We start from the raw sequence: 22,198 nt of genomic DNA on the forward strand, positions 1-22,198 counted from the left end.
CGCCCCATGGCGAGCTGCCAGCCCTTGATCGGCCAAGGCCTGACGGCCGCCACTCGAGCAGCCACTCCTGAGCCGCCTTAACCCGTGCCGACACAGCCCTGGCATCCCCACCTCTGGCACCCCACCACCCAGGTGGCCAGCGCCGATCCACCCCTGCGGGCGGTGCGCGGCCGGGGCGCCCTGCTGGAGCTCGACGACGGCCGCCAGCTGATCGACGCCATCAGCAGCTGGTGGGTGACCCTGCACGGCCACGCCGAACCCTCCATCGCCGCGGCCGTGGCGGCCCAGGCCAGGGAGCTGGAGCAGGTGATCTTCGCCAACTTCCGCCACCCACCGGCGGAACAACTGGCCGAGGCCCTCAGCGCCCGCAGCGGCCTGGAGCGTCTGTTCTTCTCCGACAACGGCTCCACCGCCGTGGAAGTGGCGCTCAAGATCGCCTGGCAGTGGTGGCGGAATCGGGGAGAACCCAGACGCCAACTGATCGCCTTCGAGGGGGCCTACCACGGCGACACGGTGGGGGCGATGGCCCTGGGGGCCCGCTCCCTGTTCACGGCTCCCTTCGACGAGCTGCTGTTTGAGGTGGGCCGCGCCCCCTGGCCCGCCACCTGGTGGGGCGACGTGGGAGTGGAGCAGCGGGAACGGTTGGCCTTGGAGCGCCTGGAGCAGTTGCTGGAAACCCCTACGGCCGCGGTGATCCTGGAGCCCCTGGTGCAGGGGGCGGCCGGCATGGCGATGGTGCGCGAGGGCTTCCTGCGGGAAGTGGAACGACGCGTGCGCGCCACCGGAGCCCTGCTGATCGCCGATGAGGTGCTCACGGGTTTCGGCCGCACCGGCAGCTTGTTCGCCAGCCAGCGGGCCGGCATTAAGCCCGACCTAATCACCCTGTCCAAAGGGCTCACCGGCGGCTTCCTGCCCATGGGCGTCACCCTGGCCAGTGAGGTGCTGCACACGGGCTTCGTGGGTGCCAGCGGGCGCACCTTTCTCCATGGCCACAGCTTCACCGCCAATCCCCTCGGTTGCGCCGCCGCCCTGGCCAGCCTGGCGCTGCTGGAGGCGACCCCTGAACGCTTCGAAGGTTTCGAGGCCCGCCATCGGCCCCACCTGGAGGCCTTGGCCCAGCACCCCAGCGTGCGGTACCCGCGCCTGGTCGGCACGATCGCCGCCATCGATCTGGTGGTGGAGCAGCCCGGTTACCTCAACCCCGCCGGCCGGGCCGTGCAGCGGTCAGCGCTCGCCGAAGGGGTGTTCCTCAGGCCCCTGGGTCAGGTGATCTATCTCTTGCCACCCCTCTGCCTCGACGACGCCCAGCTGGAGCGCTGCTATGGCGCCATCGGCCGCGCCCTGGGGGGGCTCTGACGCACCCTAGGGACCAGCCAGAATCGCCGCTTCGGCATCGGCCCGCGAGAGTCCGTAGGGGAAGCGCCGTTCGCTGGTCTGGCCCTGGTGCTGCCAGCGCACGGAGAGCGCCTCGACCTCCAGCTCGATGCGGGCACTCCACTGGGGCTGATGCAGATCCCACAGGCAGGGGTTCTCGCGCTGCTTGCTTCCCCCCAGCTGTCGCAGCCAGGCCTCAAGCGCCGGCAGCGGGTGGTTGTACAGCGGCGTCTGAGGTGTAGGGAGTGTCGGCATTCCCGAAGCTGACGCCTGGCTGTGATCCACTCTGCACCGCTGCGGCCCCAGGGAGGAGCTGGGCAAGGGTTGGCACCTCAAGCCGGGGGGCCGGGGCCGCCGCTTCGCTCCACCAACTTGGTTGACGCACCAGGTCCGTGCCCCGCACCCAGGCCATCCCCACCCCCAGCACAAGGCTGGCAGCAAGGGCCAACCCCAGCAGCAACAGGGCAAACCATTCGCCACTGGAGAGGGCACGGCGCACGGGTTGGAGCCTCGGCTCACCGCGGCGCAGCACCGTCATCACCACCGGCCGCGGAGGGGCGGTGGGCCTGAGGCGGACGTCGTAGGCCTGCCGCCGAAGTGGATCGCTCAGGGTCCCGTAGGCCTCCTGGAGCAGCCGGAAGTGCTCCTGGGCCTCCGCGGCCGGCAGGCTGGTGGTGTCGGGGTGATAGAGCTTGCTCAGGCGGCGAAACGCCCGCCGCAGTTCCTCCACCGTGGCGCTCGGTGGCAGCTGCAGCAGCTCGTAATGGGTTTGGCCCGTGGGATCTCCGCCAGCCACCAGCGAACGACCGCGTCTGGGGGATCCTAGAGAGAACGACCGTCCCCGTCCGAGCGGATGCCCGCCGAAACCGGAAACGCCCAACCCACGCCCTCTCCCCCTGCTTCCGAACCCCACCCTGGGCTCTGGGAGGCCCTGGGCTGGAGGCCGGATCCGCAGCAATGGACCCTGTTCCAGCAGCTGCAACAGGAACTGCGCCATTGGAACGGCCGGCTCAACCTCACGCGGCTGGTGGAGGGCGACGACTACTGGGTCACCCAGGTGTTCGACAGCCTCTGGCCCCTGAGGGAGCGGCTGAACGACCCCGAGGCCGCGCCCGAGTGCATCGACGTGGGCACCGGCGGTGGCTTCCCAGGCCTGGCGGTGGCGATTGCCCTGCCCAACGCCCGCCTTACGCTTGTAGATTCCGTCGGTCGCAAAACCGAGGCGGTGCGGGCCATGGCGGCGGCCCTGGGTCTGGCCGATCGGGTGCGCCTGCGCTGTGAGCGCGTGGAGCGTACGGGCCAGGAGCGCGCCTGCCGCGGCCACTTCGATCTGGCCCTGGCCAGGGCGGTCGCCACCGCGCCGGTGGTGGCTGAATACTTGCTGCCCCTGCTGCGGCCCCAGGGCCGGGCACTGCTCTACCGAGGCCAATGGAGCCATGACGACGCCGAGGCCCTCGAGCGAGCTCTTCTACCGTTAAGTGGACGACTTGAGCGGGTGCAGCGCCAGGACCTCCCAGGGGAACGGGGCGTCCGCCATGCCATCACCCTGGTGGCCATGGCCCCCTGCCCGCGTACCTACCCCCGGGCCGTTGGAGTGCCTGCCAAGCATCCGCTTGGATCCATCAACGGCGGCTGACGTCAGCCCTGCGCTTCATTCGTGCTGCCGCTGGCCACCAGCCGCGCCGCCGCCTGCCCCCGACCCGCGGGCGCAACGCTCGCAGCAGAACTTGAATCCCCCCCCAGGGGCTGCCCGAAGGCACCGTCCATAGGTGCGCGACGCTCACGTCGCCATCGAGGGCCCCGGGGTTGGCCCCAGGGGACCAACCGACCGCCACGGCCTGAGCGGGCTTCGCGGGCGCGGAGAAAACCCTCCAGATCCCAGGCCTCCGGAAGGTTGTGCCGGCAGAGCAGCACCGGCAGGTTGAGAGCGCCGGGGGTGGCTTCCCAGGGGGAAATCGCTGCTCCCAGCTGGCCGGCCAGTCGAGCCCAGGATCCGGCAGCATCAGCTCGCCCGCCCGGGGCGACAGCACCACCGCCTCGAGGCGATGGTCGAGCGTCTCCAAGCGGGCACCCCCCACGCTGATCCTGGCGATGGCGTCGGCTCTCAGGCCGAACAGATCGTTGAAATGACGGGTGCAGGGGGGTGCACAGCCCTGAAGCCTGTCAGAAGGGGTCTGCAGGTGGCCGCGCTTGTCCCTTGGGCTGATCATGAAAACACCCACGTCGAGGACGCGGGCCGCCTCGATCGACGGGCCTGTGCGGGCCTGTGTCCAGCGGATGAAATCCCAAGCCACGTTGATGGCCTCGATGGCCTCAGTGGCAATCGCCTCAAAGATCAGGCTCTGCGCCAGCTGCTCCGGCCGGTTGAGGCCATGGGGGGTGAGCAGATCAAGCCTTTCCACACCAGGTGCTTGAAGCTGATGGCGAGTTCCATCTCGAAGGGCGCGGGGTCTGCGCGGCTCAGGGCGTGCTGGAAGGGGCCAGCCAGGCTGGAGCTCCGAACGTCCTCAGGCGCGAGCGGTATCGATGTGGTGGAACCCAGCGGCCACCACCATCCCAAGCGTGGTCCGCAGGTTCGCCTGGCCCTCGGCGCCCGTCGCCCGAGGAGACTGATCGCTCCAGCACTGCTGAAAGTGCAGCCCTCCGGGCGGAAAACACGGGCATGGCCAGCTCCCCGGGGCCGAAGCGCCATGGGGGGGCAGCTCCAGGGCAACGGTCAAGGCTGCGGGACGTGGGAGCGGGGCAGGGTGCGTTTCAGCCGGGCGGCCGCAGGCAGCCCCAAGGGCTGGAGCTCCTGACAGCTCAGGCGCGCGTTGAGGCCATCAAGTTCTTCGTAGGCCACCCAGTGGATGCAGTCCACCGGGCAGGTGTCGATCGCCTCCTGAATGATCTCGGTGCTGTCCCCATCCTGGCGCAGGGCCCTGGAACGACCCCAGTCGGGCTCAACCAGGAAAGTGTTGCCAGCCACATGGGTGCAGTAGCGGCAGCCGATGCAGACCGCTTCATCCACCCAGACCGCTCTCTGGCGCAGGGCGCCACCCAACTGGGGCTCCCGGCCGGTGGGCTCAGGCCGTGGGGCCGCCGCCGCTGAAAAGGCCAGGGCGGGATCAGCCACCGCGGTCAGCCGTCCCAGCGCGTGACCACCAGCTCGATGCTGCCGTCGTTGTGCTGGGTCTGCTCGCTCACCTGGAAGCCCTCCTGGGTGGAGGCGGCCAGAATCGAGCGCAGAGCATAGCGCTGGGTGAGCTGCGCCAGGAAGCGCTCCACAGGCACCTGCAGCTTCCAGAGGTCGAGATCGGTGACCAATTCATAGCTGCCGCTGGTCTCGTTCCAGCGAAAACCGATATCGCCGCCTTCCTCTTGGGGCAAGGTCAGATCCGCAAGCACGGTCTGGCCGAGGTAACCACGAACGGGGCGCTGGCCCTCGGTGGGGTGGTGGCCGAGGTCTCTCAGAGCCTCCACCAGGGCCTGGCGATCACGAAGCTCTGTCTTGACAGTGCTGAAGTGCGACATCAGAACGACGGGATCAAGGGATAACGGCGGAGATGGCCTGGGGGGCCTCGACCGGCTGAGCTTGGGGGAGGTAAGCCTCAGAGGTGCTGCGACGCTGCTGCACCACTCCAAGCTTCGCCTCGATCCGCTCAGTGAGCTGCTCGCAGCCCAAGCCGCGCAGGCCCTCAACCAACTCCTCGACGCGCCCGTCTGGGCGGATACGGAAGCGAATGGTGGCCTGGGCCATCCCGGGTGCCGGAAGGTGCCACGAAATCTAGCCGGATCCGATCGCCTTGGGGATCAACTCAGGAACCCATCCTCGATGAGCGTCTGCAAGCGCTCCAGCACCACAGGGTCCTCAAGCTGCTCGAGGGCCACCCGCGCCTCATCGCGCACGGTTGGATCTCCGTCGCCCAGCAACGTCGCCACAAGAGCCTCCACCAACTCCCTCTGGCGCGGCTCCACCAGATCGGCGTAGAGACGCCCCAGGGACCAGGCACTGTTGCTGCGAACCACCGGTTCGCTGTCGATGCGAAGGCTGAGCAGCAACTGGGCGGCGGCCTGGTCTGCCTTGGCCAGGCCTGTGGCGCCCACATCGGCCAGGGAGCTGGCGGCCCAGAGCCGCACCGCCGCCACATCGGCTTCCAGGGCACGGATCAAGGGACCCAGCACCGGGGCATCGGGATAGTTGCCCAGACTCCAGGCCACGGCCTTGCGCACATAGCCATTGCTGTCGTTCTGAAGCAAGGCCAGCAGCGGCGCCACCGAGCGAGCATCGGGGTTGCGACCGAGGGCATAGACGGCGCTCATGCGTTCGATCGGACAGCTGGCCTGCAGCAGAGGCCTCAGCACATCCGTCGCCCGCGGATCACGGTGCTCGCAAAAAATCCGCAGGCCTTGAACCCGTTCGGCGTGGCCACCCTTGAGCAACTCGAGGCCGAGGTCGCACTCGCCGGCCACATCGATCTGGTCAGGATCGAGGGCGTCGATCTCATCGAGCGGATCGCCAAGCAACTCCTTGGCCAACTCGGTGGCCAGCACTTCAGGATCCAGCGCCAGCTCGGGGGGGCTGGTCGAGAAGGGTGGAATTGGAAAGGGCGGCGTGGGATCCGTCATGGGCACGATCGTAAAAGCCCGTCGTCAGAGCGCCCATGCCGCCCGCAGCCCCAGCCCTGGCTCAGGCCAGCGGTGCTGGGGCGGCCATGTCACTGGGCAGCCAGATGCGGGCACTGACGGCAAACAGAGCCAGGCCGAACAGCACCATGATCGCGGCGGGCAGCAGGGTGGAACGGAGAAATTGCACGGTGACCTGGCGATCGCCCCATTCTGGTCGATGCGGCGCCCGTAGGGTTCGCCCAGCCGTCGGATCGCCTTGGACCCCGCGCCCTCCGAAACCACATCTAACGCCCCCCCCCTCACCCCCCCGGACCAACCCAGGGGCCCCGGCGCCAGCAGGCGTCTGGTGGCGGTGGGGCTCTTGGGCTTCGCCAGCGGCGCACCCAATAGTGGCCTGGGGGAAGTTTTGCCGATCTGGCTGGCCACCAACGGTGTAGCCGTGGAGCTGATCGGCTTGCTGCCCCTGGCCGGACTGCCCTACGCGATCAAGTTTCTCTGGGCCCCACTGCTGGATCGCTGGCCGATTCCTTGGCCCGACCGGCGCCGGGGCTGGATCGCGCTGCTCCAGCTGCTGCTGGCGATCGCCATCGCCAGCCTCGCCCTGCTGCAACCGAGCACCAATCCGCGGGCCCTCTTCGCCATTGGATTGATGGCCTTGATCGTGGCGGTGCTCAGCGCCACCCAGGACATCGTGATTGATGCCTATCGAACCGATTTACTGCCCCAGCAAGAGCGGGGCGCCGGAGCGGCAGCCAACTCGCTTGGGTTTCGCGGCGGCACACTGGTCTTGGGATCCGGCGCCCTCCTTGTCACCGGTGTGGCTGGTTACCCACTGGCCTTTGTCGCAGCGGGAGCCTTGATGCTGCTCCTGATCCCCTGCACCCTGGCGGCACCGGAGCTGAAGCCGCTGGAGCAGCCTGTGCTGACCCTTCGTCAGGCCGTCATTGGCCCCGTGCGCGAATTCATCGCCCGCACGGGGAAACGGCGGGCCGTGCAGCTCCTGGCGCTTGTGCTTCTGTATCGCCTGCCGGATGGCCTGCTCGCCCCGATGAGCGGCCCCTTCCTGGTGGCCGAGGGCCTGACAGCAAGCGAAATCGGACTCATCAAATCAGCACTGGGCGTGCTGGCCACGATGGCTGGCGTTGTCATTGGTGGTTTTTTGTTCGGCCGGCTAGGCATGAACCGCAGTCTTTGGCTCTTTGGCATCGCAGGCACGGCCGGCAACCTCGCCTACTGGCTGGTGGCCCGGGGCACGCCGTCGCTCAAAGCCGTTGCTGGAGCAGTGCTGCTGGAAAACCTATCGAGTGGCCTTGTGGCAACCGCATTTGTTGCTTTGCTGATGAGCCTTTGCAACCCACGCTTCTCGGCCACCCAGTACGCCGTTTTTTCGGGCGTTTATGCCGTCAGCAGCAAGGTGCTGGCGGCCCCTTCCGGCCTGCTGGTGAAGCTCACCAGCTGGGAGCATTTTTTCCTGCTTTCAGCGGCAGCGGCCGTGCCAGCCTTTTTACTGATGGCTGTGGTCACGCCCTGGGGCGAGAGCCAGGCCCGCGGCGCCTTCGATCCCGAGCGCGACGCCAGCTGAGGCCCGGCGCCGCAACTGCCCGCAGGCCGCATCGGCATCGAGCCCGCGACTGGCGCGCACGCTCACGGCCACGTGCCGGCGCTCAAGCACGGCCTTGAACGCCTGCACCCGCTGCGGCGATGGCCGCTGGAATTCTTCCTCCTCGATCGGGTTGTAGGCGATCAGGTTCACATGGCTCTGGAAGCCCCGCAGCCGCTGGGCGAGGGCATCGGCGTGGCGGGGCTGGTCGTTGACGCCCCCCAGCAGGATGTACTCGAAGCTCACCCGCCGTCCGGTGATCGCCACGTAGCGGCGGCAATCCTCCAGCAAGGTCTCGATCGGATAGGCCCGAGCAGTGGGAATCAGTTCCTCCCGCAGGGCCTGGTCAGGGGCGTGAAGGCTCACCGCCAGGGTGAACTGGGCCCGCCCCAGCACCGCCAGGGCCCGCTCTGCCAGCTCGGGCAGGGCTCGTGGCACGCCCACGGTGCTGATCGTGATCTGGCGCTGGGCCATGCCCAGATCACGGCAGAGCGATTGAACCGCAACAAGCACGGCCTCAACGTTGAGCAACGGCTCGCCCATGCCCATGAACACCACATGGCTGGGGCGCTCACCCATCACCTCGCGCACGCTCAGCACCTGATCGACGATCTCGTGCACCGCCAATGAGCGCTGGAGCCCCCCCTTGCCGGTGGCACAGAAGCGGCAGGCCATCGGGCAGCCCACCTGGCTGCTGACACAGACCGTGAGACGGTCGGTGGCGGGGATGCCCACCGTTTCCAGGCTGAGGCCATCGTGGGTGGCGAGCAGCAACTTGGTGGTGCCATCACGGGCGACACTGCGCGTCAACTCCCTGGAGCGGCCGATCAGACCGCTACCAGCGCCTGGATGGGCCAGCTCCCGCTCGATCAGGCGTTCCCGCCAGAGCTTGGGCAGCACCGTGATCCCCCCCAGGTCGCGGGCCCCCTTGGCGTAGATCCAATCGTGCAGTTGCCGACCGCGGAAAGCTGGTTGGCCTTCGGCCTGTGCCCAGGCTTCAAGCGCCTCGGGCCCAAGACCCAGCAGAGGCGGCGGCGCCTCGGCGAGTGCTGAGGCAGCACCAGTCAGGGCCATGCCAACAGCCCATGGCCAAGCCAATACTCCAGAGCCAACAAGGCAATGAAGCCGAGCATCGCAAGCCGTCCGTTGAGCCGCTCGGTATGGGGGTGGAAGCCGAAGCGGGGGAGGCGGCGCTGGGGAACGCGCGTCGGTGCGGGCAGGATCATCGGCTGTTCAGGAATCGAACGACGCGAGGGCCGCTCACTCCATTGAAGCGAACGGCCCGGGGGTGGTGCGGAAGAGGCCCCCGGCTCACTCCTCGCTGCTGAGCAGCCCCTCCTCCTGGAGCCCTTCGATCGCGTCGGGATCGGCGATCTGCTCCTCCTCCAGGCCCTCTTCCACGGTGGGGCGGGCAAAGGCGGCAAAGCCGCTGGCCGTGGCCTCGATCCCGTGGCGGCTCCGGGTGGCCTCAAGGGCTTCATCGGAGGGATCATCAAGCACCGCCTGGGAGGCCACCGAAGGGGCCGCTGGGATCTCCACGGTGTAATCCGGACGCAGGTTCTGCATACGGCGGTAGCCCGAGGGATCCTCATCGAGAATGTCGGGGTGGGGACCCGCCTCGGCCCGCAACTCCTCTTCAAAACCACTGAAACCGGTACCGGCAGGGATGAGGCGACCAATGATCACGTTCTCCTTGAGTCCCCGCAGCCAGTCGCTCTTGCCCTCGATCGCGGCTTCGGTGAGCACCCGGGTGGTCTCCTGGAAGGAGGCCGCCGAGATGAAGCTGTCGGTGTTGAGCGAAGCCTTGGTGATGCCCAGCAGCACAGGGGTGAACTCGGAGGGTGCGCCGCCAGTGATCGCCATGGCGCCATTGACCTGCTCCACCTGACGCAACTCGATCAACTCACCGGGCAACAGGGTGGTGTCACCCGCGTCCTCGATGCGCACCTTGCTGGTCATCTGCCGCACGATCACTTCGATGTGCTTGTCATCAATGGTGACGCCCTGGGATTTGTAGACGTTCTGCACCTCCTGCACCAGGCGGAACTGGAGCTTGGAGATCGCCTCCTGGGCCGCCTCCAGGGCGGGCTTGCGGGTGCGCCGATCCTCGAAGTAGCAATCGAGCAGCTCATGGGGGTTCACCGGACCATCGGTCAGGAACTCCCCGGCGGTGACCTGTTGGCCATCACTGACCATCACGTTGCGCCCGAGCAGGATCGGGTAATCCGTGATCACATCGTCCTGCTCGATCACCGAGATGGTGACGGAATCGTCATCCTCGCCGAGCTTGATCTGCACCGTGCCGGGCTTCCGGCAGAGAATCGCCGATTCCCGCGGGCGGCGGGCCTCCAGCAGCTCTTCAATCCGGGGCAGACCCTGCACGATGTCGCCCGTCTTCTGACGCTCAAACACCAACAGCGCGAGGCCATCCCCGCGCTGCACCAGTTCGCCGTCACGCACGTGCAGCACCGAGTCGGGCGAGACCATGTAAGGGCGCCCAAGGCGCAGGGTGACGGTGTGGCCGTCGATGGCCTCCACTTCACCGCAATGGCCGGCCAGAACGCCGGGGGCGAGTTCATCGCCGTCGACAACCCGCTGGCCAATCACCACGTTGGGCGTGGCGGAGCCTAGATCGATGGGCTTGGTGTCGCCGGAACGCTCAACGATCAAGCGGCGGATCGGTTCGCCCTCCACCAGATCGGGCAGTTGAACCACACCGTTTTCCTTGCAGAGGATCTGGGTGGTGGCCACCACATCACCACTCTTGACGGCCATGCCGTCTTCCACCTGCAGTTCGGTATGGGTGGAACCGTGGCTGGCATCAGAGAGAGTGTCGCGGCGCACCAGCAGCGTTTCGAGGATCACCAGCTGCAACCGCTCAATGGTCTTGGCACGCTTGTCGGGCACCGCCTCGACATCGACCGTCATCTGGGGGGTGGTGTCGTGGGTTTCGAGAATCAACTGGGTGCGCAGCAGCTCGACGCTATCGACTGACTTGATCAGCTCACCATCTTTGTAGGTGAGGCGCTGAACGGCCTTGAGGCCCAGGGAGGGGCCGCCGCTCTGCTTGATGGAGCCCAGTTCAGGCAGATGAGCCTCATCAGGAATGGCGTATTCCTCCACCGGCCGCAGCAGCAGAGCGCCGCCTCCGGTGGTGTCGACCGCCTCAACGAAGAGGATCGCCTCAGCCTTCAGCCCCGGGGCAATCTCATCGCCTGGGTTAACCATCTTGCCGTCGCCGCCGTAACGGGCGAGCACCTTGGCCTCGCTGATCAGGTGCAACGTTCCGGAGCGAACGATGATCTCCCGCAGGATGTCGTTCTTCTGGGTCACCGTGACGATGCCGGCGGTCTGGCTGAAGATGTCCTTGACCACCTCGGTGCCGGCCTCAATCCACTGACCGTCCTCAATCATCAACAGGGAGATGTCCTTGTTGATCTCGTGGGTTTCCTGGGGGATCCACAGCAGGGTGCCCCCCTTGTTGACCTCGTAGCCGTTCTTGGCCGAACGCGCCTTCTTGATCGACAGACCAGGGGCATACTTGACCAGGCCACCGGTGCTGGTTCGGAAACGATCATCGGCGAGCTCGGCGATCACCTCACCACCGCTGATCTTGCTGCCCGGCTGAGTCTTGAGCAAGTAGCGAATGCTGTCTTTGCCCTCCAGGTGCCAGATCTCACCGGAGTGCGTGGATTCCCCCTGCAGTTTGCAGTCTTTGAGAGTGAGGCTGGCGGTGACGATCTGCACCTCACGAGAATCCCCGGTGGACTCCCGCAGGCGCACAGCGCCGCCGTACTCACTGACCAGGCGGCTCTCGGCGAGAACGTCGCCGGTGGTGACCGGCTGGGTGCCTGGCACCACCGGTTGGGCATTGGGGGGGAGGTTGTAGACATCGCCACTCAGCACCCAGAGGCGCCCCAGGCGCTGGGCCTTCAGGGTGATGTTGCCCTGGCGGTCTGTGACCTCCTTGGGCTGGATCACATCCTCATAACGCACCTGGCCGGCCAGGTCGCAGATCACATCCTTGGAGGCCTTCTCGACGCTCTTTTTGGTCGTGGCACCAGCGGAAATCTGGGCAAGAATCGTGTCGGCGGGCAGGGTTTGGCCATCAGCGACGAACAGGATCGAGCCGCTGGTGATGTCCAGCTTCTGGACCTTGCCCTTGCCGGTGGGCTTCACCTGCAGGGTGAAATCGAGCTCGGCGATCTGAGCCTCCACGCCGTGGGGGGTGCGGAAGGGACGCACGCGGCCCTTGCTGCCGAATTCGATCGTGCCTTCCACCAGGGAGCGCACCACGCCACTTTCGGCCGTGGACACACCTCCGGTGTGGAACGTACGCATGGTCAGCTGGGTTCCCGGTTCACCGATGGACTGGGCCGCGACGATCCCGACGGCTTCCCCTAAATCAACCAGTTCGTTGTGGGCCAGAGCCCAGCCGTAGCATTTGCGGCAGACCGAACGGGCCGCCTCACAGGTGAGGGGCGAGCGCACTTTCACCGAGCGCACACCCGCAGCCTCAATGCGCTGGGAGAGGGGTGGATCGATCTCACCATCCCGCTCCACCAGGATCTCGCCGTTGGCATCCACCACCCGCTCAGCCGCCAGGCGGCCCACCAACTTGGCAAAGAAACGCCCCCGCTCGTCTGCGTCGATGGGGATGCAGCGGGTGGTGCCGCAGTCGTCCTCACGCACAATCACATCCTGTGCCACGTCCACCAGACGGCGGGTGAGGTAGCCGGAGTCAGCGGTGCGCAGGGCGGTGTCCACCAAACCCTTGCGGGCACCGTAGGAGGAGATGACGTACTCGGTGACCGTGAGGCCCTCTCGGAAATTGGTGCGGATCGGAAGGTCGATGATTTCCCCCTGGGGGTTGGCCATCAGGCCGCGCATACCGACCAGTTGGCGCACCTGGGACATGTTCCCGCGGGCGCCGGAGTTGGCCATCATCCAGACCGAGTTGAGCGGATCGTTCTCGTTGAAGTTGCGCCGCACGGCCTCCACCAGTCGTTCGTTGGTTTCGGTCCAGGTGTCGATCACCTTGGTGTGACGTTCCACCTCGGTGATTTCACCAAGGCGATAGCGCTCCTCCGTTGCAGTGATCTGCTCCTCGGCCTCCTGCAGCAGCGCCGGCTTGTCGCTCGGAATGCGCAGGTCGTCGACGGAAATCGAGACCGCCGCCTGGGTGGCGTAGTGGAAACCGAGATCCTTGAGCTCATCGGCCATCGAGGCGGTGGCCGCCGTGCCGTGGTTCTTGAAGGCCCAGGCGACCAGGTTGCGCAGGGCCTTCTTGTCGATCACGCGGTTTCGAAAACGCGGCGGCTCCTTGCTCAAGGGAGCGGAGGCACCCAGCACCGGGGCTGCCGCCGCCAATTCAGCGGCGGCTTTGGCGGCGGCCTTCTTGGAGATCTTCTTGGCGGGGGTGGTGGTCATGGCGGGGCGCGAAAGGGGAAGCGGGACGGACTAGGGACAGGGGCGTTCGGTTCGGCCCAGAACTCAGGTGGCGGCCACGGCGGAAATGATCGTGTTGTTCATGACGACCCGTCCAACGGTGGTGAGCAGGTAGCGGCTGATCAGGGCACCGTCCTCATCGAGGCGATCACGGCGGTACTTCCACTGTTCGATGCGAGTGCCATCGCTGAGGGTTTCTTCCTTGATCGGTGACTCGCCCTCGTCGTCATCGTCGACGGCGCCGGAGAAGCGCACCCAGATCCAATCGTGAAGGGAGAGGTGCTTCTCATCGAAGGCACTGAGCACATCTGAGAGGCTGGCAAACGTGTGGCGGCGATCACCGAAATCGGGCTTGATCTCCTTGCGATCCACAGCCGTGAGGTAGTAGATCCCGAGCACCATGTCCTGGGAGGGGGTGATGATCGGCTCGCCGGTGGCTGGGGAAAGAATGTTGTTGCTGGCCAGCATTAACATGCGGGCTTCGGTCTGGGCCTCAATCGCCAGGGGCACGTGGACGGCCATCTGGTCACCGTCGAAGTCGGCGTTGAAGGCCGGGCAGACCAGGGGGTGCAGTTGGATGGCACGGCCATCGACAAGTTTGGGCTCGAAAGCCTGGATGCCAAGGCGGTGCAGGGTCGGGGCCCGGTTCAGCAGGATCGGGTGACCTTCGATCACCTCCTGAAGCACCTGCATCACCTCGTCGTCGGCGCGCTGGATCAGCTTCTTGGCGGCCTTGATGTTGTTGACGATGTTCTGGCGGATCAGGCGGTGAATCACGAAGGGCTGGAACAGCTCGATCGCCATCTCCTTGGGAAGACCGCACTGGTGCATCTTGAGCTTCGGTCCCACCACGATCACGGAACGACCGGAGTAGTCGACCCTCTTGCCGAGCAGGTTCTGGCGGAAGCGGCCCTGCTTGCCCTCAATGATGTCGCTGAGCGACTTGAGTGGGCGGTTGTTGGCACCTACAACGGTGCGGCCGCGTCGACCGTTGTCAATCAGGGCATCGACGGCCTCCTGCAACATCCGCTTTTCGTTGCGGACGATGATTTCTGGAGCGAGGATTTCCTGCAACCGCGCCAGGCGGTTGTTGCGGTTGATCACCCGCCGGTAAAGATCATTCAGGTCGCTGGTGGCGAAGCGGCCCCCATCGAGCTGCACCATCGGGCGCAGGTCGGGGGGAATCACCGGAATCACATCGAGCACCATCCACTCGGGGCTGGCGCCGGTGGCGATGAAGTTGTCAATCACCCGCAGTCGTTTGATCAGCTTGGCGCGCTTCTGACCTTTGCTGCCGCTGATCTCCTCGCGCAGCTGCTCGGCGATCTCGGGCAGGTTGAGATCCTCCAGCAGGCGCTTGAGCGCCTCAGCGCCGATGCCCACCTCGGGCTCGTTTTCGATCTCCGAATCCTCGGCGTAGATCTGGTCCTCGATCTCCAGCCACTCGTCTTCGGTCAGGAGCTGCTTGTAGGTGAGGTCCTTGTGGTCGCCCTTCTCGAGCACCACATAGCAGTTGAAGTACACGATCTGCTCCACATCCCGCAGGGGCATGTCGAGCAAAATCGCCACATAGCTGGGAATCCCTTTGAGATACCAAACATGGGACACCGGGGCGGCCAACTTGATGAAGCCCATGCGATGCCGGCGCACCCGGCTCTCGGTGACCTCCACGCCGCAGCGTTCACAAACGATGCCGCGGTGGCGCACACGTTTGTACTTGCCGCAGTGGCATTCCCAATCTTTGGAGGGGCCGAAGATCTTCTCGCAGAAGAGCCCGTCCATTTCGGGCTTGAGGGTGCGGTAGTTGATTGTTTCCGGCTTGGTCACCTCACCCACCACCTGACCGTTCGGCAGGGTGCGCTGCCCCCACTGCATGATCCGCTCTGGGGAAGCGAGCGTGATCTTGACGTAATCGAAGTGGTTCTCGATGCGGGAATTACTGTTGGTCATGGCCGGAGAGCGCGCGGGGGTCGAGGAAGCGGGTGGGATCGAGGGGGGAAGCCGCAGGGGGCTTCCCGATCGATCAGCGATCAGTCGTCATCGAAGTCCGCGACGCCGAGGGATTCGTAGGTGGGGCGGTTGGGGGTGCTGCGGCGGGGATTGACATCCTGCATCAGATCCACTTCCTCACCCGCATCGGTGTAAACAGCGATGTCGAGGCCAAGGGACTGCAGCTCGCGCATCAGCACCTTGAACGACTCCGGTGTGCCGGGGCGGGGAATGGGCTTGCCCTTGACGATCGCGTTGAGCGCTTCGTTGCGGCCCTGCATGTCGTCGGATTTGACGGTGAGCAGTTCCTGAAGGGTGTAGGCGGCGCCGTAGGCCTCCAAAGCCCAGACCTCCATCTCTCCGAGCCGCTGGCCGCCCTGCTGCGCTTTGCCACCCAGGGGCTGCTGCGTCACCAGAGAGTAGGGGCCGGTGGAACGGGCGTGGATTTTGTCGTCCACCAGGTGAACCAGCTTGAGAATGTGGGCGTACCCGACGGTGACCGGCTGGTCGAACGGTTCGCCGCTACGGCCATCGACCAGTTGGATCTTGCCGGGGTTGTCGGGGTTGTAGACCCAATCCTTGCCGGGTTGATCGCGGGCGGCCTCAAGGAACGCCTGCACGGTCTCCTTCGATTTCTCAGCGCCGTGCATCTCATCGAAGGGCACCACCTTGACGCGGGCGTTGAGGTGCGAGGCCGCCCAGCCCATCAGGCACTCGAACACCTGGCCCACGTTCATCCGGCTGGGAACACCCAGGGGGTTGAGAACGATGTCGATCGGGGTGCCATCGGGCAGGTAGGGCATGTCTTCGCGGGGAAGAATGCGGCTGATGATTCCCTTGTTGCCGTGGCGGCCGGCCATCTTGTCGCCCACCTGGATCTTGCGTCTCTGGGCCACATACACCCGCACCACCATGTTGGCGCCGGGCGGCAGTTCATCGCCCTGCTCACGGGTGTAGATCCGCACGTCGACGACGCGGCCGCGCTCGGTGCTGGGCACCCGCAGGGAGTTGTCGCGCACATCTCGCGCCTTCTCGCCGAAGATGGCGCGCAGAAGTTTCTCCTCGGGGGGCTGATCGGATTCGCCCTTCGGAGTCACCTTGCCTACGAGGATGTCGCCCGACTCCACGTAGGCGCCAATACGGATGATGCCCATCTCATCGAGGTGGCCCAGGCTCTCTTCGGCCACATTGGGAATTTCCCTGGTGATCTCCTCGGGGCCGAGCTTCGTCTGACGGGCCTCGATCTCGTACTTCTCGATGTGCACCGAGGTGTAGAGGTCGTCCTGGACGAGCCGCTCGCTCACCAGGATCGCGTCTTCGTAGTTGTAACCCTCCCAGGGCATGTAGGCGATCAGCACGTTCTGGCCGAGGGCGATCTCGCCGCCTTCACAGGCCGAGCCATCGGCCAACACCTGGCCGGCAATCACCGGATCCCCCTGCCTGACGATCGGGCGCTGGTTCAAGCAGGTGTCCTGGTTGGAGCGCTGGTACTTCTGCAGGTGGTGGATGTGGTCCAAGCCCTGCTCATCGCGGATCACGATCGCGGTGGCATCGACAAAGGTCACGGTGCCGTTGACCGTGGTGATCGGCACCATGCCTGAGTCACGGGCGACCTGGGTTTCCAGGCCCGTGCCGACCAGGGGCCGCTCGGGGCGCAACAGCGGCACGGCCTGGCGCTGCATGTTCGAACCCATCAGGGCGCGGTTGGCGTCGTCGTGCTCGAGGAAGGGGATCAAGGAGGTGGCCACCGAGATCACCTGCACCGGCGAAAGTTGGACGTAGTCCACCTGTTCGGGGGGCACTTTTTCGAAATCCTGGCGGTAGCGCACAGGAACCAACTCGGCCGTGATCCGGCTGGTGGAGTCGGTGGGCACATCACCGGGGGCAACGCGGCACTCGTCTTCGAGGTCAGCGGAGAGGTAGATGGGATCGCCGCTCTTGATGACGATGCCGTCTTCGACGCGCCAGAAGGGAGTTTCGATGAAGCCGTACTCGTTGACCCGGGCGTGGGTGGCGAGCGATCCGATCAGGCCGGCGTTGGGACCTTCCGGCGTTTCGATCGGGCAGATGCGGCCGTAGTGAGAAGGGTGGATGTCCCGCACGGCGAAGCCAGCGCGCTCCCGGGTGAGACCACCCGGGCCGAGGGCACTGATCCGGCGCTTGTGGGTCAGCTCGGCCAGGGGATTGGTCTGATCCATGAACTGGCTCAGCTGGCTGGAGCCAAAGAACTCCTTGATCGCCGCCACCAGGGGCTTGGGGTTCACCAATTGGGCCGGGGTGAGCGATTCGGTCTCGCCCACCGTCATCCTTTCCTTGATGATCCGCTCAAGGCGATTCAGGCCCACGCGCACCTGGTTCTGAAGCAGTTCGCCCACCGAGCGCACCCGGCGGTTGCCGAGGTGGTCGATGTCATCGAGGCTGGCGCCACCGACATCAAGCTCCAGGTTGATCAGGTAATCAATTGTCGAGAGCACGTCCTCGGCTGTGAGGGTACGCACCGCATCGGGGATCGTGAGACGCAGCTTCTTGTTGATCTTGTAGCGGCCTACCCGGCCCAAGTCGTAGCGCTTCGGATCGAAGAAGCGGCTGTGCAGCAACTGCTGCCCGCCGCTGACCGACGGCGGTTCGCCGGGCCGAAGCTTCTTGTAGAGCTCCAGCAGGGCCTGATCCTCTGATGAGATGCCCTCGTCGTTGGCGGCCTCAATCGACTTGCGGTAGTACTCGGGGTGCCGCAACTTGTCGAGCACGTCGTTGTCCGACAGGCCGATGGCCCGCATCAGCACGTGGGCGTTGATCTTGCGCGTCTTGTCGACCCGCACATGCAGCAGATCGTTCTTGTCGGTTTCAAACTTGAGCCAGGCACCGCGGTTGGGGATCAAGCTGGCATTGAAGGTCTTGCGGCCGTTCTTGTCCTGCTCATCTTTGAAATAGACGCCAGGACTGCGCACGATCTGATTGACGATCACGCGCTCAGCGCCGTTGATGATGAAGGTGCCACGCTCGGTCATCAGCGGCAGTTCGCCGATGAACACCTCCTGCTCCTTGATCTCACCGGTTTCCTTGTTGACCAGCCGGCAGGTGACGTACATCTGCGAGGCGAAGGTGGCATCACGCCGCTTGGCCTCTTCCACATCGTGGCGGGGGCGCTTCAGGCGGTACTCGCTACCGATGAAGTGCAGCTCAAGCTTGCCGGTGTAGTCGGTGATGGGCGAAAAGCTTTCAAGCTCCTCGATCAGGCCCTTCTCCAGGAACCATTTAAAGCTTGCCCGCTGCACCTCGACCAAATCGGGGAGGTACGTGACGGTCTTGGCGACCTGGATCGCGCTGCTGCTCATGCGGTGTCCTGCAGGAACGGGTTCAAAAGTGGAATGGCCTGGAGCTCCCACGCGAACGGCCGCCCCCTGCGAAGGGACGGCCGATTCATGGCGATGCCTAGTGAGCTCGAATCAGGACTGCCGACGACGACAAAGCACCAGTGATGGTGGTGGACGCTTGTGGAGGGCAGGAGCACGATCGAATGTCGATTTCGCTGCCAGGCCAATAAATCATCATACACTGGCACCGGGAAGGCTGAACAGACTCCGGGCGTTAGCGCTGCTGCAACGGGCCACCTGATCCACGCTTTCCCCCCGCAACTCCGCCATCCGCTCGGCGACGGCGGCCACGAACGCAGGCTCATTCCTTTTGCCCCGCCGCGGCACAGGGGCCAGGAAGGGGCAATCGGTCTCGATCAGAAAGCGTCCTTCCGGCACCAGGCGAGCGCAGGCATGGGTGGCTTCCGCCTTGGGGAAGGTGACCGTACCGCTGAAACTGATGAACAAACCCAGCTCCAGGAAGCCGGCCATTTCCTCGGGAGTGCCACCCCAGCAGTGCATCACCCCACGGGGGCAACGGCCTTCGGTGCGCCGCTGACGGAGGACGCTGAGCATGGCCTCTGCTGCATCGCGGCAGTGAATGATCACGGGTAGATCAAGCTCCACGGCCAAATCCAGTTGGGGGCCCAGCACCGCCAGCTGTTGATCGAGGTTGGAGTCGCGGAACAGGTCGAGGCCCAATTCTCCGATCGCGACCACTCTCGGGTCATCGAGGGCGGCTTGGCGCAACACCCGGGAGGTGTCGTCCTGCCAGTGCTGGGTGTCGAGGGGATGGACCCCTACCGAGTAGCGCAGCTCTGGGAAGCGATCGGCCAGGGCCCTGATCGCTGGGATTTCCCCCGGCTCAACGCAGGCATGAAGCAAGGCTCCGACCCCGGCCGCACGCCAGCGTTGGGCCACCGCATCGAGGTCGTCGTCGAAGTTGCGAAAGACGATGTGACAGTGGCTATCCACCAGTGGCGGCGGGGCCAGTGCCGCATGCCGCGGCTCAGCCACCGGAGCCACCATCGGCTCAGGCCTGGGCGGTGGCGGGTTCGATCGCCTTTTTGACGGCAGCACTCAGGCGCGACTTCTGGTTGGCGCCGGTGTTGCGGTGCAGAACACCGACCTTGATGGCCTTGTCGATCTTGCTGAAGGCAGCGTTGAGGCTGGTCTGCAGGGCCGCTCTGGTGGTGTCACCGGGCTCCTGGGCGTAAGCCCCCACGGCCGTGATCGTGCGCTTGATCAGCGTGCGTACGGCGGACTTGTAGGTGCGGTTCTGCAGCCGGTTGCGCTCGGCGATCAGGATGCGCTTCTTCGAAGAGGTGTTATTGGCCACAGGCGTTTTGGCGCTGACGGAGCAAACAATCATCCTACCGCCTTCCCATGCCCCTCCCTCTTGGGCCTAGCGTTGAAGTCTGCTCATCCGTTGCGGGGACCGTGGCTGCCAGTTCCCTGACCCCTTCCGCGCCCGCCGCTGGCCCCCTGGCCATCGCCCGAATCGACGCTCTTGACGCCGCCGCCACGCGGCTGGAGTCCATCGCCCAGCGCACTGGAGGGAGCCAGAGCCAGGAGGCGGCCCGCACGGTGGACGCGATTCTTGAGCATGTGCGCACGCTGGGTGATGCCGCCCTGCTCGAGCTCAGCGAGCGCTTCGATGGCTTCCGGCCCGACCCCCTGCGCCTAACGGCCGAGACAATCAAGCAAGCCTGGGCCGCCTGCCCGGAAGATCTGAAGGCCGCCCTGGGCCTGGCCCATCGACGCATCCTCGATTTTCACCAGCGCCAGAAGCCCCAGGACCTCCAGGTCAAAGGCGTTCACGGCGAGAGGCTGGGACGTCGCTGGCGGCCTGTGGAGCGTGCCGGTCTTTACGTGCCCGGGGGCCGTGCCTCCTACCCCAGCACCGTGCTGATGAATGCCGTGCCGGCCAAGGTGGCCGGCGTGAAGCAGTTGGTGATGGTCACGCCTCCAGGGCCCGAAGGCCGGGTGAATGGCACGGTGCTGGCGGCGGCCCACCTGGCCGGCGTCGAGGAGATCTACAGGGTGGGGGGCGCCCAGGCGATCGCCGCCCTGGCCTACGGCACCGAATCAGTGCCAAGGGTCGATGTGATCAGCGGCCCCGGCAACCTCTATGTGACCCTCGCCAAAAAAGCGGTCTACGGCACCGTGGGAATCGATTCCCTGGCGGGCCCCAGCGAGGTGCTGGTGATCGCTGATCAGAGCGCCCGCGCCGATCAGGTGGCCGCCGACCTGTTGGCCCAGGCGGAGCACGATCCCCTGGCGGCGGCCATCCTGCTGACCACCAGCTCCGAACTGGCCGAGGCCGTGCCCAAGGCGCTCGCCGAGCAGTTGGAGGGCCACCCCCGCGCCGACTTGTGCCGGGCCGCCCTCAACGACTGGGGACTGATCGTGCTCTGCCCGTCCCTGGAGGCCGCCGCCCAACTCAGCGACCGCTTCGCCCCCGAACATCTGGAGCTGCTGGTGGAACGCCCCGAACCTCTGGCTGGGCGGATCCAGCATGCGGGCGCCATCTTTCTGGGGGCCTGGAGCCCCGAGGCGGTGGGTGACTACCTGGCAGGCCCGAACCACACCTTGCCCACCTCAGGCACGGCCCGCTTCGCTGGGGCCCTGAGCGTGGAGACCTTTCTGCGACACACCAGCTTGATCGAGTTCAGCCGCCAGGCGCTGGAGGCCACAGGCGGCGCCGTGATCGCCCTGGCGGAAAGCGAGGGCCTCCACAGCCACGCTGAATCGGTGCGGCTTCGACTGGGCTGAGGTTGTTCTGCCCAGGAGCCAGCGACGGGGCCTTAACGGCGGGCCAGATCGCGCACGCCTGGCTCCCCATCGACGAGATCGCCCACCAGCACTTGGTCGGTGAGGTTCACGAACAGGCCGTTTTCCAGCACCCCGGGGAGATTGTTGATCGTGGCCTCCAGGGCCACAGGATCCGGGATCCCGCCGGCGAATTTCACATCCAGCACCAGGTTGCCCTGGTCGGTCACCACCGGGCCCGCCTTACGCACGGCCAGGCGCAGCTCCGCAGCCCCGCCCAAGGCGCCCAGCTCTGCCTGCACCTGACGCCAGGCGCCGGGAAGCACCTCCACCGGCAGCAGGAAACCAAGGTTGAGACGCTCCACCAGCTTGGAGGCATCCACCACCACCACGAAACGCTCGGCCCTGCGGGCCACCAGCTTTTCCTGCACGTGGCAAGCGCCACCCCCCTTGATCAGCTGGAAGGCTGGGTCCACCTCATCGGCACCGTCGATGGCCAGGTCGATGCGCTCGACCGCATTGAGGCTCTTCAGCGGAATGCCCAGTTCCGCCGCCAGAACCTCACCTTGAAAGGAGGTGGTGACGCCGGTGATGTCACGCAGCTCGCCCCGCTGCAACCTGGCCCCAAGCTCCCGAATCATCAGCGCGGCGGTGGAGCCTGAGCCCAGCCCCAGCACCATGCCGTCTTGGATCTGCTCCACCGCCGCCCGGGCCACCGCCGCTTTCATGCGGTCCTGTAGATCAGACATCACGGCAACCTCAAAGGGCCGTGACCGTAGCAAGGGCGCCACGATGACCTCCCAGGCACCCCTGAGCAGGTCGGGGCGGGGATACGGGGCCGATGGCCAAGGCAGATGCAGGCGACGGGGCGGGCGAGGCCGGATCCAGCGGTGGGCTCGGCCGGCTGCACGCGATCAGGGACCTCCTCACCCTGCCGCCGCTGCCAGCCGTCTTGGTCAAGGTTGGACGGCTGCAGGCCTGCGCCGGATCGACCCGTACGACCCCAGCCGCTTCGGTCCCGACCGGGATCGACCCCCAGCCGCCAGGTCAGGCA

General features: G+C 65.9%; 20 protein-coding genes. 4 read left to right on the forward strand and 16 right to left on the reverse strand.

Annotated features, from left to right (window positions below; translation table 11 throughout):
- The first annotated feature begins 84 nt into the window (after window positions 1–84).
- The gene (bioA, locus tag KBY88_RS04955; RefSeq protein WP_254938790.1) at window positions 85–1,356 is read left to right on the forward strand and encodes an adenosylmethionine--8-amino-7-oxononanoate transaminase; all 1,272 of its coding nucleotides are present in this window, start codon (window positions 85–87) and stop codon (window positions 1,354–1,356) included.
- 6 nt (window positions 1,357–1,362) lie between these two features.
- Here bioA and KBY88_RS04960 read toward each other — a convergent pair whose 3' ends face one another.
- Window positions 1,363–1,629, reverse strand: a complete 267-nt coding sequence (locus KBY88_RS04960) for a DUF3143 domain-containing protein (RefSeq protein ID WP_254938791.1) — start codon at window positions 1,627–1,629, stop codon at window positions 1,363–1,365.
- Window positions 1,571–2,170 carry a J domain-containing protein gene (locus KBY88_RS04965; protein WP_254938792.1) on the reverse strand — a complete coding sequence of 200 codons (600 nt, stop codon included), beginning with the start codon at window positions 2,168–2,170 and terminating at the stop codon, window positions 1,571–1,573. Before KBY88_RS04965 ends, KBY88_RS04960 begins: the two co-directional genes overlap by 59 nt.
- Window positions 2,171–2,227: 57 nt before the next feature.
- On the opposite strand from KBY88_RS04965, the gene rsmG reads away from it, so the two are divergent.
- Window positions 2,228–3,010 (forward strand): 16S rRNA (guanine(527)-N(7))-methyltransferase RsmG, encoded by a 783-nt coding sequence (rsmG, locus tag KBY88_RS04970; RefSeq protein WP_254938793.1) that lies wholly within the window; start codon window positions 2,228–2,230, stop codon window positions 3,008–3,010.
- Here rsmG and KBY88_RS04975 read toward each other — a convergent pair.
- From KBY88_RS04975 to KBY88_RS05000, 6 genes are all read right to left on the reverse strand, one after another.
- A complete protein-coding gene (locus KBY88_RS04975; protein WP_254938794.1) occupies window positions 2,997–3,776 on the reverse strand; it encodes an aldo-keto reductase family protein in 780 nt (259 codons plus the stop codon). The two genes, rsmG and KBY88_RS04975, sit on opposite strands and share 14 nt — an antisense overlap.
- 314 nt (window positions 3,777–4,090) lie before the next feature.
- A complete protein-coding gene (locus KBY88_RS04980) occupies window positions 4,091–4,489 on the reverse strand; it encodes a ferredoxin (RefSeq protein WP_254938795.1) in 399 nt (132 codons plus the stop codon).
- Between the two features lie 5 nt (window positions 4,490–4,494).
- A complete protein-coding gene (locus KBY88_RS04985; protein ID WP_254938796.1) occupies window positions 4,495–4,887 on the reverse strand; it encodes a DUF1257 domain-containing protein in 393 nt (130 codons plus the stop codon).
- A gap of 13 nt (window positions 4,888–4,900) precedes the next feature.
- Window positions 4,901–5,113, reverse strand: coding sequence for a DUF2997 domain-containing protein (locus KBY88_RS04990; RefSeq protein ID WP_254938797.1), 213 nt, complete (start codon window positions 5,111–5,113; stop codon window positions 4,901–4,903).
- A gap of 53 nt (window positions 5,114–5,166) precedes the next feature.
- The gene (locus KBY88_RS04995; RefSeq protein ID WP_254938798.1) at window positions 5,167–5,982 is read right to left on the reverse strand and encodes a HEAT repeat domain-containing protein; all 816 of its coding nucleotides are present in this window, start codon (window positions 5,980–5,982) and stop codon (window positions 5,167–5,169) included.
- A gap of 61 nt (window positions 5,983–6,043) precedes the next feature.
- Window positions 6,044–6,169, reverse strand: a complete 126-nt coding sequence (locus KBY88_RS05000; RefSeq protein ID WP_254938799.1) for a DUF8624 family small hydrophobic protein — start codon at window positions 6,167–6,169, stop codon at window positions 6,044–6,046.
- A 69-nt stretch (window positions 6,170–6,238) separates the two neighbouring features.
- On the opposite strand from KBY88_RS05000, the gene KBY88_RS05005 reads away from it, so the two are divergent.
- The gene (locus tag KBY88_RS05005; protein WP_254938800.1) at window positions 6,239–7,564 is read left to right on the forward strand and encodes an AmpG family muropeptide MFS transporter; all 1,326 of its coding nucleotides are present in this window, start codon (window positions 6,239–6,241) and stop codon (window positions 7,562–7,564) included.
- On the opposite strand, the gene rlmN is transcribed toward KBY88_RS05005, so the two are convergent.
- The 7 genes from rlmN to rpsT all read right to left on the reverse strand — a co-directional run bounded on the left by rlmN (window position 7,487) and on the right by rpsT (window position 19,711).
- On the reverse strand, window positions 7,487–8,656 hold the full coding sequence (rlmN, locus tag KBY88_RS05010; RefSeq protein WP_254938801.1) for a dual-specificity RNA methyltransferase RlmN: 1,170 nt from the start codon (window positions 8,654–8,656) through the stop codon (window positions 7,487–7,489). The two genes, KBY88_RS05005 and rlmN, sit on opposite strands and share 78 nt — an antisense overlap.
- The gene (locus KBY88_RS05015) at window positions 8,647–8,808 is read right to left on the reverse strand and encodes a CAB/ELIP/HLIP family chlorophyll-binding protein (RefSeq protein ID WP_396102563.1); all 162 of its coding nucleotides are present in this window, start codon (window positions 8,806–8,808) and stop codon (window positions 8,647–8,649) included. Before KBY88_RS05015 ends, rlmN begins: the two co-directional genes overlap by 10 nt.
- Before the next feature lie 85 nt (window positions 8,809–8,893).
- Window positions 8,894–13,012, reverse strand: a complete 4,119-nt coding sequence (locus tag KBY88_RS05020; protein WP_254938802.1) for a DNA-directed RNA polymerase subunit beta' — start codon at window positions 13,010–13,012, stop codon at window positions 8,894–8,896.
- A 63-nt stretch (window positions 13,013–13,075) separates the two neighbouring features.
- Window positions 13,076–14,980, reverse strand: a complete 1,905-nt coding sequence (locus tag KBY88_RS05025) for a DNA-directed RNA polymerase subunit gamma (protein ID WP_254938803.1) — start codon at window positions 14,978–14,980, stop codon at window positions 13,076–13,078.
- Between the two features lie 80 nt (window positions 14,981–15,060).
- Window positions 15,061–18,354: a DNA-directed RNA polymerase subunit beta gene (rpoB, locus tag KBY88_RS05030; protein WP_254938804.1), complete on the reverse strand. Its 3,294-nt coding sequence runs from the start codon at window positions 18,352–18,354 to the stop codon at window positions 15,061–15,063.
- Between the two features lie 213 nt (window positions 18,355–18,567).
- A complete protein-coding gene (locus tag KBY88_RS05035; RefSeq protein ID WP_396102566.1) occupies window positions 18,568–19,401 on the reverse strand; it encodes a TatD family hydrolase in 834 nt (277 codons plus the stop codon).
- A gap of 4 nt (window positions 19,402–19,405) precedes the next feature.
- Window positions 19,406–19,711 (reverse strand): 30S ribosomal protein S20, encoded by a 306-nt coding sequence (rpsT, locus tag KBY88_RS05040; protein WP_254938805.1) that lies wholly within the window; start codon window positions 19,709–19,711, stop codon window positions 19,406–19,408.
- Between the two features lie 101 nt (window positions 19,712–19,812).
- On the opposite strand from rpsT, the gene hisD reads away from it, so the two are divergent.
- The gene (hisD, locus tag KBY88_RS05045) at window positions 19,813–21,147 is read left to right on the forward strand and encodes a histidinol dehydrogenase (protein WP_396102568.1); all 1,335 of its coding nucleotides are present in this window, start codon (window positions 19,813–19,815) and stop codon (window positions 21,145–21,147) included.
- A gap of 32 nt (window positions 21,148–21,179) precedes the next feature.
- Here hisD and rpiA read toward each other — a convergent pair whose 3' ends face one another.
- Entirely contained in the window at window positions 21,180–21,893 is a 714-nt protein-coding gene (gene rpiA, locus KBY88_RS05050) for a ribose-5-phosphate isomerase RpiA (RefSeq protein WP_254938806.1), read from the reverse strand.
- Between the last annotated feature and the right edge of the window lie 305 nt (window positions 21,894–22,198).

Origin of the sequence: Cyanobium sp. Morenito 9A2 (assembly GCF_024345575.1) — a bacterium.
GTDB lineage: Bacteria > Cyanobacteriota > Cyanobacteriia > PCC-6307 > Cyanobiaceae > ATX-6F1.

Coding starts and splice junctions, on each gene's coding strand:
- KBY88_RS04960 (WP_254938791.1), bottom strand. CDS start 1,629: ATGCCGACACTCCCTACACCTCAGACGCCGCTGTACAACCACCCGCTG.
- rsmG (WP_254938793.1), top strand. CDS start 2,228: ATGCCCGCCGAAACCGGAAACGCCCAACCCACGCCCTCTCCCCCTGCT.
- KBY88_RS04985 (WP_254938796.1), bottom strand. CDS start 4,887: ATGTCGCACTTCAGCACTGTCAAGACAGAGCTTCGTGATCGCCAGGCC.
- KBY88_RS04990 (WP_254938797.1), bottom strand. CDS start 5,113: ATGGCCCAGGCCACCATTCGCTTCCGTATCCGCCCAGACGGGCGCGTC.
- KBY88_RS04995 (WP_254938798.1), bottom strand. CDS start 5,982: ATGACGGATCCCACGCCGCCCTTTCCAATTCCACCCTTCTCGACCAGC.
- rlmN (WP_254938801.1), bottom strand. CDS start 8,656: ATGGCCCTGACTGGTGCTGCCTCAGCACTCGCCGAGGCGCCGCCGCCT.
- KBY88_RS05015 (WP_396102563.1), bottom strand. CDS start 8,808: ATGATCCTGCCCGCACCGACGCGCGTTCCCCAGCGCCGCCTCCCCCGC.
- KBY88_RS05020 (WP_254938802.1), bottom strand. CDS start 13,012: ATGACCACCACCCCCGCCAAGAAGATCTCCAAGAAGGCCGCCGCCAAA.
- KBY88_RS05025 (WP_254938803.1), bottom strand. CDS start 14,980: ATGACCAACAGTAATTCCCGCATCGAGAACCACTTCGATTACGTCAAG.
- rpoB (WP_254938804.1), bottom strand. CDS start 18,354: ATGAGCAGCAGCGCGATCCAGGTCGCCAAGACCGTCACGTACCTCCCC.
- KBY88_RS05035 (WP_396102566.1), bottom strand. CDS start 19,401: ATGGTGGCTCCGGTGGCTGAGCCGCGGCATGCGGCACTGGCCCCGCCG.
- rpiA (WP_254938806.1), bottom strand. CDS start 21,893: ATGTCTGATCTACAGGACCGCATGAAAGCGGCGGTGGCCCGGGCGGCG.